Raw genomic sequence first — 17258 nt, 5'->3', positions numbered from 1 at the left:
TCTTACCCCAATCTTCTGGAGGTATCTGTTCTAAGTGATTGACGCGATTTAGTTCCATGTCACTTAATTTATCACATTTTGGAGGTAATTTTTTAACGATCGCTCTTCTACCCCCCTGAACGGTTACGAATTAGTCATTCAAAGACAACGAGATTACCGGGCTAACGCCATTGATATCGAAGAAAGTCAATTAATCTTTCAAGTAATTCAAGATCAACGAGTTAGAGGCAATGTAGAATACGATATTTTATTACGCAGTTTATTCGTATTTGAATATCGTGATCATCAAGGAGTTTGGTTTGCACTCAACCCAGTTTTAGCAGAGATAGAGAAATTTAAATTATGCTTAAAAGACAGCAAGCAGAGAATATAATCGCTGCTAATCAACAGTCTCTACGTAGTTTAGAAAGAGCAATTACCTTTTCTAAAAATCAGTTTTCAGTTATTTTACTATGCTGTAACTACAAATTTCTGCGAGATATTATCCAGCGGCAACTAGCAATCAATGGTTGGGGAAATGAGCGCATTCAAAGTATTTTTTTAGATAAAAATACTACAAGTTTATATACAATAATTCAATCACAGATTACCATCGCTCAACCCGCTGGATTAATGATTATGGGGTTTGAATCAATCTATGGCATAGATGATCTCCTGCGTTCCATTAATCAAGTCCGAGATGAATTTCGTAAACGCTATCAAATCCCGATAATTTTTTGGGTAAATGATGAAGTTTTACAAAAAATCCTGCGGTTAGCTCCCGATTTTGCTAGTTGGGCAGCTACACCAATTAGATTTGAAATGACTTCCATTGGATTACTAGAATTTCTCCACCAAGAAACCGACGATTTATTTACGAGAGTTTTACAAAGTAATTATGCTCAAACTAATCCTATCACCTTAGAACAAGTATGGATTAGCAGTGATCAACTGCATTATGCAATTCAAGAATTATACGATAGGGGGATTGGAATCGAAGCAGAATTAAATGCTAGGTTAGAATTTATTTTTGGCATAGATGATTATGTCAATAATCGGATTGATTCTGCCTTAAATAACTTTCAGAAAAGTTTGTGTTTTTGGCGTTATCAAGAAGATTTAGGGCTAACAGAATATGCAACTAGTAGAACAGCAGAATTATCTAATTCATCCTATGCCGATCTTTTAAAACAATCCATCTTATTATTTTATATTGGATTATGTTGCTGCCGTCTTGCCGAACAAAACCCTAAGTCGAGAGAAAGATATTGGCAATCAGCTAAAACATATTTTCAGCAATGTTTACAAACATTTGAAATCGCTGGACGGATAGATTTAGTTTCAGAATTTATTGAACAACTATTAGAAGTCTTATATAGTTTAAAATCATGGGCAGCATTAGAAGTCGTCGCTAAAAAATCCCTAGAATTACATCAAATATATGGTCGAAAAATTCAATTAGCTTGTGATTATGGTTTTTTAGCGCAGGTAGCCGTACATAATTCAAACTGGATACAAGCTAGTATTTTAGCGCATATATCATTACTACAATTGGAAACAGAAAAAAAACACCCAGAATCAAATCATTATTTATTTCCTCTGATCTTAGAACAAATTTATTTATTAACTTTAGCAAAAGCCCTCAATCATCTCGGACAAATAACAGTAGCAAAAGAATATATAAATACGGCATCTCAACAACTGTCATCAGCTTTAGAAAGCAGTGAACATCAATATGATGCCCATCGTTATATTCGCTTATTACATAATTTAAGATCATTATACTTCGAAATAGGACACTATCTGCAAGCCTATATTATTAAACAAAAACTTCGGTCTGTAGAACAACAATATGGTTTTGTCCCCTTTATTGGGGCTGGACGGTTACAACCTCAAAGACAAGTCACCAACCCCACTTTAATATCTACATTTGGTAGTAATAGTATAGCCTTAGAAATTGCCGCCTCTGGTAGAGAATCTGATGTTAATCACTTAATTGGCAGAATTAGTCGTGCAGACCAAAAATTAATAGTTATTCATGGACAGTCAGGTGTTGGCAAAAGTTCTACCGTTACGGCTGGCTTAGTTCCCGCACTACAAAACCGCGCTATTGGTGATCAAATTGCTGTACCAGTTGTCCTCCAAGTTTATAGAGATTGGTTAGGAGAATTAGGAAAATCTTTTACCAAAGCTATGTTAGAAATGGGGAAACCATCAGCCATTGAAACAGAATCTCGATCTAAGTTTTGCCCTCTGACAACTGCTAATGACATTTTACAACAATTACGAGAAAATGCAGATAATCATTTAATTACAGTTTTGGTTTTTGACCAATTTGAAGAATTTTTCTTTGGTTACACAGATTTTCACGAAAAACAAGCATTTGATCAATTTATTAGTAATTGTTTAGGTATATCTTTTGTAAAAGTTATTTTAACTTTGCGCGAAGATTATTTACATCGCCTTCTAGATTTTAGACACCTCTCATCAATTGATGCAATTAATAATAATATTCTTGATAAAAATATTCGTTATCAACTGAATAACTTTTCTCCTGACAATGCCAGAAAAATCATTCAAAAATTAGCTGAACGTTTACATTATCAATCCCAACTCAAATTAGAACCAGATTTGATTGATGCTTTGGTTGCAGATTTGTCTTCAGAACTGGGTGAAGTTCGTCCGATAGAATTGCAATTGGTAGGCGCGCAATTACAAGATAAATATATTACTACGCTTGCACAGTATGAACCCTATCGTCCCAATAAGTTAATTCAAACATATATTCAAGAATTAATTAAAGAATGTGGCAAAGAAAACGAACGAGCCGCGCTTCTAGTTTTATACTTATTAACCGATGATAATAACAAAAGACCTTTTAAAACCCGCGCAGAATTAACATTAGAACTCTCAGAGTTGGAAGACCCTAGTAAATTAGAGTTAATTTTAGATATTTTAATTCGCTCTGGGTTAGTTGTGATATTTCCCAATGTTCCCGAACGCTATCAATTAATTCATGATTATTTAGTCAGCTTAATCCGTTATTTACAACAACAAGAATCTGGATTGCAAACACAAATTAATACATTACGGGATAAAGTTAGAAATAGCTATCAAGAAATTGAGCGTCTTAAATGTGAATTAAGAAAAACTCAAAACGGTGTTAGTTTAGAACATATCCAACATCAACAAGCAGATAATTTACTGGCAGAATTACGAGAACTACGCAAGCGAGAAGAAGAAAGTCAAACGGAAATTGAACATTTGCGAACAGAATTAAAAGAAAAAGAATTGATTGCAAAATTAACCGACAGCCAGGAAAAACAACGGTTGAGTGCGATTAGATTAAATATTGCCCTCAAAATAGCCTTAACAGCTTCTATTATTGCTATGTTTGGCTTAACTACTTCTGTGATTACGTCCACAGATAGTGAAATGAAAACCCTAAGTGCGTCTAGTGAGGCTTTATTTGCTTCTGAAAAAGGTATTGATGCTCTTAAAGAAAGTTTAAAAGCAGGAAGAAAATTGCAAAAAACTCTATGGAGAAATACTTTTACTCAAGAAAAGGTATTAACTGCACTGTATCAAGCGGTTTATGGAGTCAAAGAACGTAACCGCTTAGAAGGTCATTTATTGGGGGTGAGACTGGTAAAATTTAGTGCTGATAAGTCTTTAATAGCTTCAGCTAGTGCAGATACAACAATTAATCTTTGGAATCCTCGTGGGATTTTATTAAGGACTCTATCAGGACATGACGATGTGGTAAATAGTGTGTCTTGGTCACCTGATAGTCAAATGTTAGCTTCTGCTAGTCAAGACAAAACAATTAAACTGTGGAATCGAGAAGGTAAACTCCTAAAAACTTTACTTGGTCATACATCTGTAGTAAATAGTGTCAGTTTTCATCCTCATGAAAAAATTATCGCATCTGCTAGTACAGATCAGACTATAAAATTGTGGAGTCAAGAAGGTAAGCTACTGAAAACTTTAGTAGGTCATAAAGATGCGGTTTTAGCTGTAGCTTGGTCTGGTGATGGTAAAATTCTTGCTTCTAGTAGTGCTGACAAAACAATAAAGTTGTGGAGTCGAGAAGGTCAGTTACTCAAAACTTTGTCGGGGTATAAAGATGCTGTTGTCGCTATAGCCTGGTCTCCTAATAGTGGAATTCTTGCTTCTGCTGGTATGGATAAAAAAATCAAATTATGGAGTCGAGAAGGTCAATTACTCAAAACTCTTTCTGGACACAGCAGCGGTGTTATTAGTGTTGATTTTAGTAATGATGGACATACTCTGGCATCTGCGAGTATGGATGAAACAATTAAAATTTGGAGTCTTGACGGTAATTTACTAGAAACTCTGAGAGGGCATAATAGTTGGGTAAATAGTGTCAGTTTTAGCCCTGATGGACTAACTCTAGCATCTGCTGGTAGGGATAAAAATATTATTTTATGGCGTTGGAATAGTCTGAATTTGCATCATTCCCAAACTAATGATGATTGGGTGACAAGTATTAGTTTTAGTCCTGATAGTCATGCTATTGCTGGTGGTTGTCTGGATAAAACAATAAAAATCTGGAATCGAGATGGTAAATTACTAAAAATATTCACGGGTCACAATGATCAAGTGTGGGGTGTAGCGTGGTCGCCTGATGGTAAAATTATCGCCTCTGCTAGCAAGGATAAAACAATTAAATTATGGAGTCGAGATGGGACTTTACTCAAAACTTTAAATGGTCATACTGATATAGTTTTAGCTGTGGCGTGGTCGCCTGATGGTAAAATTATCGCCTCTGCTAGTAAGGATAAAACAATTAAATTATGGAGGCGAGATGGGACTTTACTTAAAACTTTAAATGGCCATACTGATGCTGTTAATTGGGTGAGTTTTAGTCCTAATGGTAAATTTCTAGCCTCTGCTAGTGATGATAAATCAGTAAAAATATGGGCAAAAAATGGGGAAGTTGTCAAAAATTTAACTAGTCATGCTCGCAGGGTAAATGGTGTAGCATGGTCGCCTGATGGTAAATTATTAGCTTCAGTTAGTCTTGATAGTACGGTTAAAATTTGGGGTGAGAATGGTATATTACAAAAAACTCTGATGGGGTATGGTGATGGTTTTATTAGTGTTAACTTTAGTCCAGATGGTCAAACTCTCGCAGTAAGCAGTGATAATAAACTCAGGTTGTGGAATCAGGAAGGTGTTTTATTGATGATATTAAAAGGTGATTCTGAACAGTTGAGTAGTGTTAGTTTTAGTCCAGATGGTCAAATATTGGCTGCTGGTAGTGATAAAGATAATGTAATTTTACGGAAGTTGCCAGATCTTAAATTAGAAAGTTTATTGAAACGCAATTGCCATATTTTAAAAGATTATTTACTGTATAATCCAAATATGACTAGAAAAGATGGCTATAAAGAGCAAAGTTACCGCACTTTGTGTGAAGATGATTAAGTATAGCAATTCTCATTTTGAAAAAAATCAGGTTAGAATTGCGGATTATATGTATTACGCGGGGAAAAATGTCTGAATCACGGATTAGACGGATTGCCCTGATTTCTCGGATTTTAGTGCCTTTTATCATAGCAAACAACCTAATCCGCCCAATCTTTTAATCCCTGTAATCCGCGATTCTGACTTTGCTGGAGGCACATCGCCGGATTCGTTAAGAATTGTAAAACCATCAGAATGTAAGGATTAAAATGTCATGAAACCTTAAAATGAGAATTGCTGGTTAAGTAGGTTAGCATTGAAAATCGTCGTTATGGCAAGGCAAGAGTCAAGAGGATTTGGGCGATTTTACCTTTCTTTACACAGTTTGGTTTTATTGTGTTCACCTACTTAGGGGCATAATTCGTAATTACTCTTTTTAACTATTTTTTTAAGTAATCAAAACCCGTTATGACTATGCAAATTAGCTTTTTACCAGATGATATTACTGTAAATGCTGAAGTAGGAGAACCGTTGTTAGATGTGGCGGAACGGGCTGGGGTATCAATTCCTACGGGTTGTCTGATGGGGACTTGTCACGCTTGTACTGTAGAGTTAGATGATGGGGAAGTTATTCGGGCTTGTATTACCGCAGTTCCACCGGGAAAGGAGAAGTTGACGGTGCATCTTTTTAGTGATCCAACTTGGTAATTATGTTTTGTTTCGCGCAAAGATGCTAAGAAGCAAAGAATAAACAATCCTGTATATAAGCAAAATGGGTATATAGTATGTCTAGCAATGGTTTCTTGTCAAGGATTATGCTATTTAATACACAAATTAAAGACTAAAATCCCACTTAATGAACAACACACCAATTATTCTTTATAGACAAGGAAATGCCAATTCCCCCAGAATGGATAATGTTCGCCCTGATAAAGATATTGCTTGCTATGATCAGGATGGGGGAGTATGGGTTATGACTACTTTAGCAGATGGGGAATCAACAGGGGGAATATCAACATTTGCTAATCCAGGTTATGGTAAAAATTGGTGGCAATTACAAGCAGGAACAAAAATACCAGAACAGCTAGAATTAGTTAATGACTATGATAATCACTGGCTGTGGAAACCCATTCAAGATATGCCATTGGAGGATTATAAAGGAAAGCCTCTAGCCTTCATCCCTTGTCTAAAGCACAGATGTAGCTTCCTAAGTCAGCTACATCTTCAAGGGTTTTCGGCATTTCCCTTATAAAAAAGCATTACAACAGATAGGTAAGTATTTCTCTAAAGTTAATTAATAATAGTTACAGTCATCATTGGAAGGAATTAGCTATGGATTTATCATTTAAAGATATCAAGTTCATGATCGAAGCTGTTGATAATTTGATGGTAAAATACCAAGAAAGAATCAATCAAATTGAAGACTTGGATGAATATGAAGATGAAGTTTCTGATCTAGGAAATGATATAATGTTTTTATCATCTCTTCGCAAAAAAATAGATGATAGTTTAAACGATAGTGTTAGTCCGCAAGTAAATACTTCTATTTTCAGACCACTTTCTATTGGGGGGAGAAAATACAGTAGAGAGGAAATTAAAAAAGCCAAATTAAAGCACTTAGAAGCAACAATAAAGGGGTCAACCAGTCACCCCACCGCACATATAAAGTCTGAGTTTGACGAAGATAAATAGTTTCACTCTTGGTAAGCCATACTCCTAGCCCTCACAGATAATTTTTATGGCTTACGCTACGCTATCCGTAAGTCCTAATTATTTTCAGGTGTGGGTGTTTCTGTGAGAGTTGGTTCTTCTGTTGGTTCGGGTTCTGGGGGATTTTCTGCGGTTAGGGTGAGTTGATAATCTACGGATTCTGAGGCTGTGGAAACAACAACAAATTCATAAAATCCTTTTTCTGGTAATGTTGCAGATATCGTCCGTGTTTGAGAGTCTTGTAGTAATGGGTTTTTCCCAGAGGGGGAATAAATTGAGAGTAAAACTTTGGAATTTGCTTCTAGTTTCACTTCCATATTTTGATCTTTGGTTAGTCCAACAATAAAAACTTTACCTTTTCCTGGTTGGAGAGTTCCACTTACTGTTTTACCTGTAGTACCTTCAGGAAAGACTATTGTTTCCAATATGCTTTTGTCAAGAATGGCGTTAAGTTGATCATTGACAAATGCGTACCAAACTTGTCCAATGGGTTGTTTAATAAAACTTTTACTCTTTTGTTCGGGAAATTCACGGAAAAAAGCTGCATCACCTAAATCATATAAAGACCGACTACCAACGTTGATTTGATTAACTTGGGCTTTCCATGTGGCGCGTTCGTCACCAGTGTAAGTTCCCAGTTGACGGCGGGAGTCAGGAGTGATGGCTGTTAGCTTTTCTAGGACTTCGGCGGCGGTTTTATCCCATTCTGCCCTTAAATTTTCATCTTCTGGATTATCACTAAGAATACGCCCTTTTAAATTGGGATATTTTTCCCGGAAAAGTTGGTTCACCAGCTTAACATAAAATTGATAATTTATATCTAATTCTTCACGGAGAATGCTCAATTTTTGTTTGCGTTGTCTTTCTTCTGGTGAAAAAGTTACTTCTGTTTTTTCTGTTTCGGTGGAATGGGGACTGGGTAAAATTATCGGGTTATTTCCCTGTAAATTGTTGGTAGGGGTTTTAAGTTTTTGCCAATATAAATAACTCCCAATAGTCAGGACAAAAACGAGAATCAAAACATTTTTTCCCGTCCAAATACCTGGTTGGGGAGGAGTGGGAATCATCACGGGTTCAGGAACGGGGATTTTCGGGGGAGAAATAGCAACTGTAGCAGATGTGGGGGGTTGAGTTTGCGGATAGCTAACAGATTGAGGATTGAGGACTTGAAGAACTTGACGGGCGGTTTGATAGCGTTGGTGTAACCCGCCGTAGGCATCGCTGGCAATTGGTGATAACATTTTATCTATGATTTCTCCCAGCGCGGAACTGAGTCTGATTTCCCGTCGCCATTGCCAAGTAAAATTATAAGTATCAATTAATTCCTGGGGTTGTTTACCTGTCAGTAAAACTAAAACTGTGACGGCTAAAGCATATAAGTCACTGTGGGTGGACACCATACCAGTTTGCATCTGTTCTGGGGGTGCAAATCCTATTTTTCCTAACAAAGTGCCATTTGTGGGAGATGCTATTCCCCCTGTTTGGTAATATTGAGAGGCGACGGTGGCGGCTACTTGTTTAACACCTCCAAAATCAATTAATACTGGTAATTTATCACTACTCCGAAGCATTAAATTATCAGGAGAAATATCACGATGAATCACCCCCAGGGCGTGAATATATTCTAATACTGGTAAAATTTGCTGTAATAATTGGCGGATTTCTATTTCTGTGAATTTTAAACCTTGTTTTTGCCGACTATTTAATAAGGAATTATAAGTTTCACCATCTATATAATCTTGAACTAGAAAAAGACTTTCTTTCCCTTTTAAGTTGATGCGTAATAGTTCCCGAAATCGGGGAATTTGAGGATGTTGTAATTTGTAAAGTACACTTGCTTCTCGCTGAAAAAGTTCTTCGGCTTTTTGGACAATGTAGGGAGTTTGTACCTGGGGAGAAAATTCTTTTAAAACACAAGCTTCTCGAAAGCGGTTCAGGTCTTCTGCTAAGTAGGTTTTACCAAATCCTCCTTGACCAATTTGCCGAATAATAACATAGCGATCGCCTAAAGTTTGTCCCGCTTGAATACCTTGATTTCCAGATGTCGGTACGCTGCCAATTCTGTCTCCACATTGGAGACAAAACCTACTACCGGACGGATTTTTATGCCCTTGAGAACAGTATATATTAGTCATTAGTCATTGGTCAGTTGTTAGTTGTCAGTTGTTCGTTGTTCGTTCTGATAAATTACCAATTACCTATTACCAATTACTTATTTTCTACTTTATCAGATGCGATCGCATACCAGATTTGTAGAAAGGTTTTTTGATTTAGTTTGCCACGTTCTTGACCAGGAAACAAGGGATCAAAAGTTTGATATGTATCTGCGCGTAAATCCTGAAAAGATTTATAATTACCTAATTTTCCCGCTTTAGCTAACTGTTCCCAGCGTTGGGAATCCTGTTGACTATAACTACCTATTTTCTTTCTAGCAGGCTCAGTTAAATTAGCCTTTTCTAGATTATTTAATAACTTATTAGCTATACCATTCCATTGTGATCTCAAAGCTGCGTCTTCGGGGTTTTGAGTTAACTTACGGTTGTTTAGTTCTGGGTTTTCGGCATAAAAAACTTCATTAACGGTGTTAGTAAAAAATACCGGAGCAATTTCTAACTGTTGTAGACGACTAAACACCTGTTGAATAGTGCGATTAGTTTGATTTCTTTCATCTTCATAATCATACTTAGATGGGATTTTGGGAAGTTCAACTTGCGGAAATTTAATTGAGGTTATTCCCTTAACTGCAAAATTTCCTAAAGCAAACATACCCGCACCTGTTGACAACATTACCGTAGTCATAATAAAGCTGACCATAAAAGGCCGCAACCATTTTGGCATAGGTATTTTCTGAACAAACAAACTTGTCTGATTGTGGACACCACCATGAATACTGCGAACCCGCTTTATTCCTGGTGCTACCACCTGTGTTTTCAACTTAGTAATATAGGGATTGGGATTATTGTTAGAAGTTTGCATAATCTGTGGTGTAGATGAGGTAGATGGTAAAGGTAGATCTTTAATAACTTGTTCGGCTTTTTGATAGCGATCGCTTGGCTTATATGCCAACATCTTTTTTAAGACAGTCTCTAACTTGGGACTCACCTTAATTTCCTTACCCCAAAGCCAAACCCCATTAAAGCTATCATAAAGTAAATGTGGTTCTTTCCCGGTGATTAATACCAAAGCCGTCACCGCTAACGCATAAAAGTCACTGTTTTTATAAACTTTTCCCTGAAGTAACTGTTCTTCTGGTGCGTATCCCTTCTTACCCAACAAAGTCGCATTTACAGCCAGTTGTGTCCGCCAAAAACCCTGAGAAGCTGGTAACTGTTTAACCCCTCCAAAATCAATCAATACGGGCAAATTATCACTTTGGCGCAAAATCAAATTATCCGGGGAAATATCGCGGTGAACTATATCTAAAGAATGAATATAAGTTAGCACAGGCAGAACATTATGCAATAAATTAATCACCTCCTCCTCGCTAAAAGACTTCCTCTGACCTTGGTGCTGTGCAAATAATTGGTCATAATTATCACCCTCAATATAATCTTGCACCAAAAAGAAGAAATCCTTAGTCCCAATTTTGGCGGAAAAAGAAGCATGAAACCGGGGAATTTGGGGATGTTGGATTTTTTTGAGGACACTTGCTTCCCGTTCAAACAGTTCCTTAGCCTTTTGTAACTCCTGGGGTTTGACAACATTGGGGGCAAATTCCTTTAAAACGCAAGTTTTTCGAGATTTTTGCCGATCAATCGCTAAATAACTGCGGCCAAAACCACCTTGTCCCAATATCCGCGCAATTTCATAACGATTATCAATAACTTGTCCCACCGTCAAAGGTAGTGCTTCACCGCATTGAGTACAAAAACGATGACCGCCATTATTTATGTGTTGTTGACTGCAATATATTTGCATGATCCGGGGAGATGAATGGAGAGTTATGAATGGCTACACAAGGAACGAGGTAATTTACGTTCCCCTAGCATCTGAAAACCAAGATCTTTATGGTAATTGTCAGATTCTAATTGTGCCATCCTCGCTACTACTAGCAAGAAATTTTTGATCTGCGCTAATAGCCGCTTCCACCGAACTTGGATCCCAATGCAAAAACTACATTCACGGGTAATTCTTTAAAAATTAAGTAACTATCAAAACTGTCTATACTTATTGCTGGCTTAATTATGTATTTATCCTCAGCTGCTTTTGTTGTTTATTATATCCATATATTTACCAGAAAATGAAGTTACAATTAAGGGCGGGGATAGCCCGCCCCTACAGTCAATTTTGCCGAAATAAATGGCAATAACTAACTTGAAAGCTTAACTAGAAGTGTCTTACTTCTTAGATTCAGCAATGGGAACCCACTCAGTGTGGAAAGATCCTTCTTTATCAGTTCGTTTGTAAGTGTGAGCACCGAAATAGTCTCGTTGTGCTTGAGTTAAGTTTTGTGGCAAGCGATCGCGGCGGTAACTATCGAAGTAATCTAAAGAAGCACTAAAAGCAGGTACAGGAATACCCAACTTAGCCGCAGTCACAATTACTTCCCGCCAAGCAGCTTGTCTATCCAAAATTGTTTGCTTAAATTCAGGTGCTAACAACAAGTTAGGTAAAGCGGGATTTTCGTCAAATGCCTTCTTAATCTTATTCAAGAAGCCGGCGCGAATAATACAACCACCCTTCCAGATGCGAGCCATTTCGCCCAAATTCAATTCCCAATTGTAAGTTTTGGAAGCTGTGGATAACAGCGCCATACCTTGGGCATAAGAACAGATTTTGGAACAATACAGAGCATCCCGCACCATGTTCACAAAGGTGGCAATATCACCACCATACTTAGCATTAGGGCCGGTGATTTGCTTAGAGGCAGCAATCCGTTCGTCTCTAATGGAAGAGAGAATCCGGGAATTTACCGCCGCTGTAATTGTAGGGATAGCTACACCCAATTCCAAAGCAGTTTGTACAGTCCAACGACCAGTTCCCTTTTGACCGGCTGCGTCAACAATTAAATCAACGAGAGGAATCTTGGTGTCTGGATCTACGTAGGGGAAAATATTCGCGGTAATCTCAATCAAAAATGAATTGAGTTCGTCAGTTGTATTCCATTGAGCAAATACTTCGTGGAGTTGTGCTGCACTTAAACCAGCCACATTTTTCAGTAAATCGTACGCTTCTGCAATTAACTGCATATCGCCGTATTCAATACCGTTGTGAACCATTTTTACATAGTGTCCAGAACCACCAGGACCAATGTAGGTGACACAAGGACCATCATCAACTTGAGCCGCAATTTTGTTGAAAATGGGGGATAGGTATTCATAAGAGCTTCTTGTCCCACCGGGCATGAGAGAAGGACCGTTTAAAGCTCCTTCTTCACCACCACTGACACCCATACCGATATAGCGTAAACCGATGGGTTCTAATTCCTGAGTGCGTCTATCGGTGTCTTCAAACCAAGAGTTACCACCGTCAATAATGATATCACCCTCTTGAAGTAAGGGCTTAAGCTGTTGAATTACTGCATCAACAGGCTTACCAGCTTGCACCATCACCAAAATTTTGCGGGGACGTTCCAATGAGGCGACAAATTGTTCCAGGCTAAAAGCGGCTCTAACGTTCCGTCCTTGGGCGCGGTGCGCCATGAAGGCATCGGTTTTTTCACGGGAGCGGTTGTAAACTGCAATTGGGAAGCCATTTCTTTCTACGTTAAGTGCGATATTTTCGCCCATAACCGCTAATCCAATCACACCAAAGCTTTGTAGTGTCATAGTTCAGTTTAAATCTTTTGTTTGGGTTTGGCTCTTTCTCTTGCAGATCCTTTCTCTTTAAGGGTAGTCCGAGATTTTGGCTTCACTCCTAAAGAAGATATTAAGAGTTTTTCAAGAATTTAAGAAATTACCGTGTCGGTTCGCCATAAACAGTTTGCCAATATTTTACATAGGTTTTTGTGACCAATAATAGGTTTGTTTAGGAGTCAGGATAAACAATCAATTATGATGGTTTTTCTTGATGGGTATAATTAGCTACGTTTAATGCCAAATCGGCATCTGCGAGTTGAAAACATAGGGATAAATGCAATTTTAGTTCAGAAGTATAGATAGAATAAACTTGTGTTAGCCAATCATATTTAATCGCTAAAACCTATACATCTCATGGATTTTGCTAATTTTGCATCCCAGTTAAATGCCGGAACGATTTTACCAGAGGGAATCGTCATGATTACCCTCTTGGGGGTTTTGATTGTTGATTTAATTTTGGGACGGACATCTGCACGCTGGATTGGATATCTAGCTACCCTGGGTTTAACAGCCGCGATTATTGCTCTATACTTTCAATGGGATTCAACTAACCCCATTGCCTTTACTGGTAGCTTTAATGGTGATGACCTGAGTATTGTCTTTCGGGGAATTATCGCCCTGTCAGCAATGTCAACAATATTAATGTCAATTCGCTACGTTGAACAAAGTGGTACGCCTTTAGCCGAATTTATTGCCATTTTGATGACTGCGACTTTGGGAGGAATGTTTTTATCCGGGGCTAATGAGTTGGTGATGATTTTCATCTCCTTAGAAGCCTTGAGTATTTCCTCTTATTTGTTGACAGGTTATACAAAACGTGACCCCCGTTCCAATGAGGCAGCGTTGAAATACTTGTTAATTGGTGCTTCTAGTACAGCGGTGTTTTTGTACGGTGTCTCGCTGTTGTATGGGTTATCTGGTGGACAAACGGAATTAACTGCGATCGCTCAAGGTATCGCTACAGCAAATGTTGGTCAATCACTAGGTTTAGTAATTGCTCTGGTTTTCGTAATTGCGGGTATTGGGTTCAAAATCTCCGCTGCACCCTTCCACCAATGGACACCGGACGTTTATGAAGGCGCACCAACTCCAGTTATCGCCTTTTTATCTGTTGGTTCTAAAGCCGCAGGATTTGCCCTGGCTATCCGTCTCTTAACTACCGTTTTCCCTATGGTGGCAGATGAATGGAGATTTGTTTTCACTGCCCTTGCGGTGCTAAGTATGGTATTGGGTAACGTTGTCGCCCTAGCCCAAACTAGCATGAAACGGATGTTAGCTTACTCATCCATTGCCCAAGCTGGGTTTGTGATGATTGGCTTAATTGCGGGAACTGATGCCGGCTATTCCAGTATGATTTTCTATCTACTGGTATACCTGTTTATGAACCTGTGCGGCTTTACCTGTGTGGTATTGTTCTCTCTGCGAACAGGAACAGACCAAATTTCTGAATACTCTGGTTTGTATCAAAAAGACCCACTTTTAACACTGGGTTTAAGTGTCTCTCTCTTATCCTTGGGTGGTATTCCGCCATTAGCTGGCTTTTTCGGGAAGATTTACCTATTTTGGGCAGGTTGGCAAGCTGGTCTTTACTGGTTAGTTTTACTTGGTTTAATTACCAGTGTGGTTTCTATCTATTACTACATTCGTGTAGTTAAGATGATGGTAGTCAAAGAACCTCAAGAAATGTCCGACGTGGTGAAGAACTATCCCCAAGTGCGTTGGGATTTACCAGGACTGAGACCTTTACAAGTGGGTTTGATAGTAACTTTAATAGCTACTACCATTTCTGGAATCTTATCCAATCCCTTGTTCACTTTAGCTAACAATTCTGTTACTAACACTCCCATGTTGCAAGCAGCAAAAGTTGTCAGTACACAAGTTAGTGTTATTACAAATAACGAGTCACAGGAATTGTAATTTATTCCTAAATAATTGCTAATGGGTAATTGGTAATGAAGCTGGTCTTCAATATTCAATTGCCCATTTTTGTTGTTAAACAGCAACAATACCACCTGAGTTCGGTGTTAGGAGTTCGGAGTTCAGAGTTAAGTAAGTAGGCGAAATTAATTACACATTAAAAATACCATGTTTGGTGTTATCTACATTTATTTTCGCAATTGAAGAACTGTGAATGATACCGTTTTTCTTTTGCATATTTATGGCGATATGCCCGCTATTAAAATGTGATTTGTTTGCCATTATTTTTAGATTTATCTGATTGCTAAATAAAGCTAAAATCAATTTATTAATAAGGGTTTCGCGGATTTTTATTACAAAAAAGTGCCAGGTTTTGGCTGATGGTGTCTCAAAATAGGTGCATTTTTCCTTGTCGGATTTGGAAAATTGAGGATATCCAGATAGTTGCAATTGTCACCTGTCCCCTCCCCTATTAGCAAACCCTACTTAATTCTCTGTTTAATGAAAGTCACCACTTGATTAAGCTGTTTCTTCAAGTTATCAATTTCTCCTTGCATCTTGATAATTTTGTCATTTAGTAATTTGATCTCAGCAGATAAATCTACGGCATTTACAGCAACTGAGGCAGGTTGCTGATTTGCCGGATTGACTGAAGGTGTATTTAAGTCTGGACGTTCCTTTTTCGACTTCAGCATTGCCGACTTGATAGCGCCAACGAGTTGCTTTTGATCAAAAGGTTTGCCTAAAAATTCAAAATATTCAAATGGTTCTACTAATTTCTCCGTTACCTCTTCCTTCCGTCCTGACATGATCACCAAAGGAATTTTCCGCAATTCTGGTTGAGACTGGATTTTCTGGAAAACTTCCCAACCACTCATTTTTGGCAACAAAAAATCTAGCATGATCAAGCTGACTTTTTCCTTGAGGATGAGGTTGTATCCTTCTAACCCATCCTTGGCTTCTATCACCTCAAAATTACCTGGTGGTAACATTTCTCGTACTTTTACCCTGACAACGGTAGTGTCGTCAATAACTAAAATTTTGTTACTTGTCACAACTGGTTACTCTACTAAAAATTTTATGTTTAGATGGCTGGTTGCCGATTGCTTTTAGGAATTCTCTCACTATATCCAAAATTTATGTAGATTGGGGAGGAGTATTTGATGACATAAATTTCCGAAATCACAGGAGTTGTAGGAACCTTTCACTGATGTTTTGATCAATTTGTATCATAGTTGTGTAGACTACACACAACTAATATCCTGTGTAGTGGAAGATTTATGAATCTAACTTCACCTGAGTTCGGTGTTAGGAGTTTCTCCTTCGGAGACGTTACGCGAACAGAGTTATGATTTTTTCAACGAGATCATCAGGGTTTGAGACTCATATTTGGGGCAGTTTTCCAAAAATTATCTTATGTCGAACTCAGGTAACTTCTCAGTTTGGGGTATATTCTGGAATTACAGTACCTCTATGTAAATAGTCATTACGCGCTCTTACTTTTTGCCTAATTAACAAATCGTTATATGAATTCTCCACAACAAGTTGATATCAAGTCAGAAATTATGACTATGCCTAGCTGGTTGCGTCGCCCCATTGGCAAAGCCAGTGAAATATCTACTGTCCAACGTATCATTAAGCAGCGACAAATTCACACAATTTGTGAAGAAGGGCGTTGTCCAAATCGGGGTGAATGCTACGCCCAAAAAACGGCGACTTTTTTATTAATGGGTCCAACTTGTACCCGCGCTTGTGCTTTTTGTCAGGTAGATAAGGGTCATGCGCCAATGGCGTTGGATGGGGAAGAACCCCAAAAGGTGGCAGAATCAGTACGGCTTTTAGGGTTGCGGTATGTGGTATTAACTTCTGTCGCCCGTGATGACTTGGCTGATGGAGGGGCTGGTCATTTTGTGAGGACAATGGAGACTATTCGCCAGATGAATCCCGATACTCAAATTGAGGTGCTGACATCGGATTTTTGGGGTGGTGGGGGTGTGGCAGTTCAACGTCACAGTTTAGCCATGATTATTCAGGCTCAACCGGCTTGTTTTAACCATAATGTCGAAACAGTCCGCAGGTTAACTCCAACTGTGCGCCGAGGGGCAAAATATGAGCGTTCGTTGGCTGTATTAGCCACGGTTAAGGAGTTGAATGATCAGCTTCCTACGAAGTCAGGTGTGATGGTGGGACATGGAGAAACTATGGAGGAGTTAATTGAGACTATGGCGGATTTGCGATCTGTAAAATGCGATCGCCTCACCATTGGTCAATATATGCGCCCTTCTTTAGACCATCTACCTGTTAAAAAATATTGGACTCCAGAGGAATTTACAGAACTGGGGAATATAGCCAAGGAAATGGGCTTTAATCACGTCCGTTCTGGTCCTCTGGTTCGTAGTTCCTATCACGCTGGGGATTCGGGGG

11 protein-coding genes and 1 pseudogene are annotated in these 17258 nt (G+C 38.4%); 7 read left to right on the top strand and 5 right to left on the bottom strand.

What is annotated here, in order from left to right; translation table 11 throughout:
• Positions 1-127: 127 nt before the first annotated feature.
• The 5 genes and pseudogenes from IQ226_RS25345 to IQ226_RS22005 all read left to right on the top strand — a co-directional run.
• Positions 128-373: pseudogene (locus IQ226_RS25345) on the top strand (ATP-binding protein); the annotation flags it as partial.
• Positions 343-5430 carry a hypothetical protein gene (locus IQ226_RS22020; RefSeq protein ID WP_193898937.1) on the top strand — a complete coding sequence of 1696 codons (5088 nt, stop codon included), beginning with the start codon at positions 343-345 and terminating at the stop codon, positions 5428-5430. The pseudogene IQ226_RS25345 and the gene IQ226_RS22020, both read left to right, overlap by 31 nt.
• A gap of 447 nt (positions 5431-5877) precedes the next feature.
• Complete coding sequence (locus IQ226_RS22015; protein ID WP_193898935.1) at positions 5878-6117, top strand: 2Fe-2S iron-sulfur cluster binding domain-containing protein; 240 nt, start codon at positions 5878-5880, stop codon at positions 6115-6117.
• 148 nt (positions 6118-6265) lie between these two features.
• Entirely contained in the window at positions 6266-6661 is a 396-nt protein-coding gene (locus tag IQ226_RS22010; RefSeq protein WP_228039599.1) for a hypothetical protein, read from the top strand.
• Between the two features lie 80 nt (positions 6662-6741).
• Positions 6742-7101, top strand: coding sequence for a hypothetical protein (locus tag IQ226_RS22005; protein ID WP_193898934.1), 360 nt, complete (start codon positions 6742-6744; stop codon positions 7099-7101).
• A 74-nt stretch (positions 7102-7175) separates the two neighbouring features.
• On the opposite strand, the gene IQ226_RS22000 is transcribed toward IQ226_RS22005, so the two are convergent.
• The 3 genes from IQ226_RS22000 to gndA all read right to left on the bottom strand — a co-directional run bounded on the left by IQ226_RS22000 (position 7176) and on the right by gndA (position 12887).
• Positions 7176-9254: a serine/threonine-protein kinase gene (locus IQ226_RS22000; RefSeq protein ID WP_193898932.1), complete on the bottom strand. Its 2079-nt coding sequence runs from the start codon at positions 9252-9254 to the stop codon at positions 7176-7178.
• A 73-nt stretch (positions 9255-9327) separates the two neighbouring features.
• The gene (locus IQ226_RS21995) at positions 9328-11037 is read right to left on the bottom strand and encodes a serine/threonine-protein kinase (protein WP_193898930.1); all 1710 of its coding nucleotides are present in this window, start codon (positions 11035-11037) and stop codon (positions 9328-9330) included.
• Between the two features lie 419 nt (positions 11038-11456).
• Entirely contained in the window at positions 11457-12887 is a 1431-nt protein-coding gene (gene gndA, locus IQ226_RS21990) for an NADP-dependent phosphogluconate dehydrogenase (protein ID WP_193898928.1), read from the bottom strand.
• 384 nt (positions 12888-13271) lie between these two features.
• Here gndA and IQ226_RS21985 point away from each other — a divergent pair, with 384 nt between their 5' ends.
• Positions 13272-14834 carry an NAD(P)H-quinone oxidoreductase subunit N gene (locus IQ226_RS21985; RefSeq protein ID WP_193898926.1) on the top strand — a complete coding sequence of 521 codons (1563 nt, stop codon included), beginning with the start codon at positions 13272-13274 and terminating at the stop codon, positions 14832-14834.
• Positions 14835-14984: 150 nt separating this feature from the next.
• Here the strand turns inward: IQ226_RS21985 and IQ226_RS21980 are convergent, their stop codons facing one another.
• Both IQ226_RS21980 and IQ226_RS21975 read right to left on the bottom strand, forming a co-directional pair.
• Positions 14985-15284, bottom strand: coding sequence for a hypothetical protein (locus IQ226_RS21980; RefSeq protein ID WP_193898924.1), 300 nt, complete (start codon positions 15282-15284; stop codon positions 14985-14987).
• A 32-nt stretch (positions 15285-15316) separates the two neighbouring features.
• Positions 15317-15889 carry a response regulator gene (locus tag IQ226_RS21975; RefSeq protein ID WP_193898922.1) on the bottom strand — a complete coding sequence of 191 codons (573 nt, stop codon included), beginning with the start codon at positions 15887-15889 and terminating at the stop codon, positions 15317-15319.
• 471 nt (positions 15890-16360) lie between these two features.
• Between IQ226_RS21975 and lipA the strand changes: the two genes are divergently transcribed.
• On the top strand, positions 16361-17258 hold an 898-nt coding region (gene lipA / locus IQ226_RS21970; RefSeq protein WP_193898920.1), incomplete at its 3' end, for a lipoyl synthase.

It is taken from the genome of Dolichospermum sp. LEGE 00240 (assembly GCF_015207875.1).
GTDB lineage: Bacteria > Cyanobacteriota > Cyanobacteriia > Cyanobacteriales > Nostocaceae > Dolichospermum > Dolichospermum gracile.
This window is presented reverse-complemented; position numbering and strand designations above follow the sequence as displayed.

What these genes read in the sequence shown, in the direction of transcription:
- IQ226_RS22020 (WP_193898937.1), top strand. Translation starts at nt 343, where the DNA reads ATGCTTAAAAGACAGCAAGCAGAGAATATAATCGCTGCTAATCAACAG.
- IQ226_RS21995 (WP_193898930.1), bottom strand. Translation starts at nt 11,037, where the DNA reads ATGCAAATATATTGCAGTCAACAACACATAAATAATGGCGGTCATCGT.
- IQ226_RS22000 (WP_193898932.1), bottom strand. Translation starts at nt 9,254, where the DNA reads ATGACTAATATATACTGTTCTCAAGGGCATAAAAATCCGTCCGGTAGT.
- IQ226_RS22005 (WP_193898934.1), top strand. Translation starts at nt 6,742, where the DNA reads ATGGATTTATCATTTAAAGATATCAAGTTCATGATCGAAGCTGTTGAT.
- gndA (WP_193898928.1), bottom strand. Translation starts at nt 12,887, where the DNA reads ATGACACTACAAAGCTTTGGTGTGATTGGATTAGCGGTTATGGGCGAA.
- IQ226_RS21985 (WP_193898926.1), top strand. Translation starts at nt 13,272, where the DNA reads ATGGATTTTGCTAATTTTGCATCCCAGTTAAATGCCGGAACGATTTTA.
- IQ226_RS22010 (WP_228039599.1), top strand. Translation starts at nt 6,266, where the DNA reads ATGAACAACACACCAATTATTCTTTATAGACAAGGAAATGCCAATTCC.
- IQ226_RS22015 (WP_193898935.1), top strand. Translation starts at nt 5,878, where the DNA reads ATGACTATGCAAATTAGCTTTTTACCAGATGATATTACTGTAAATGCT.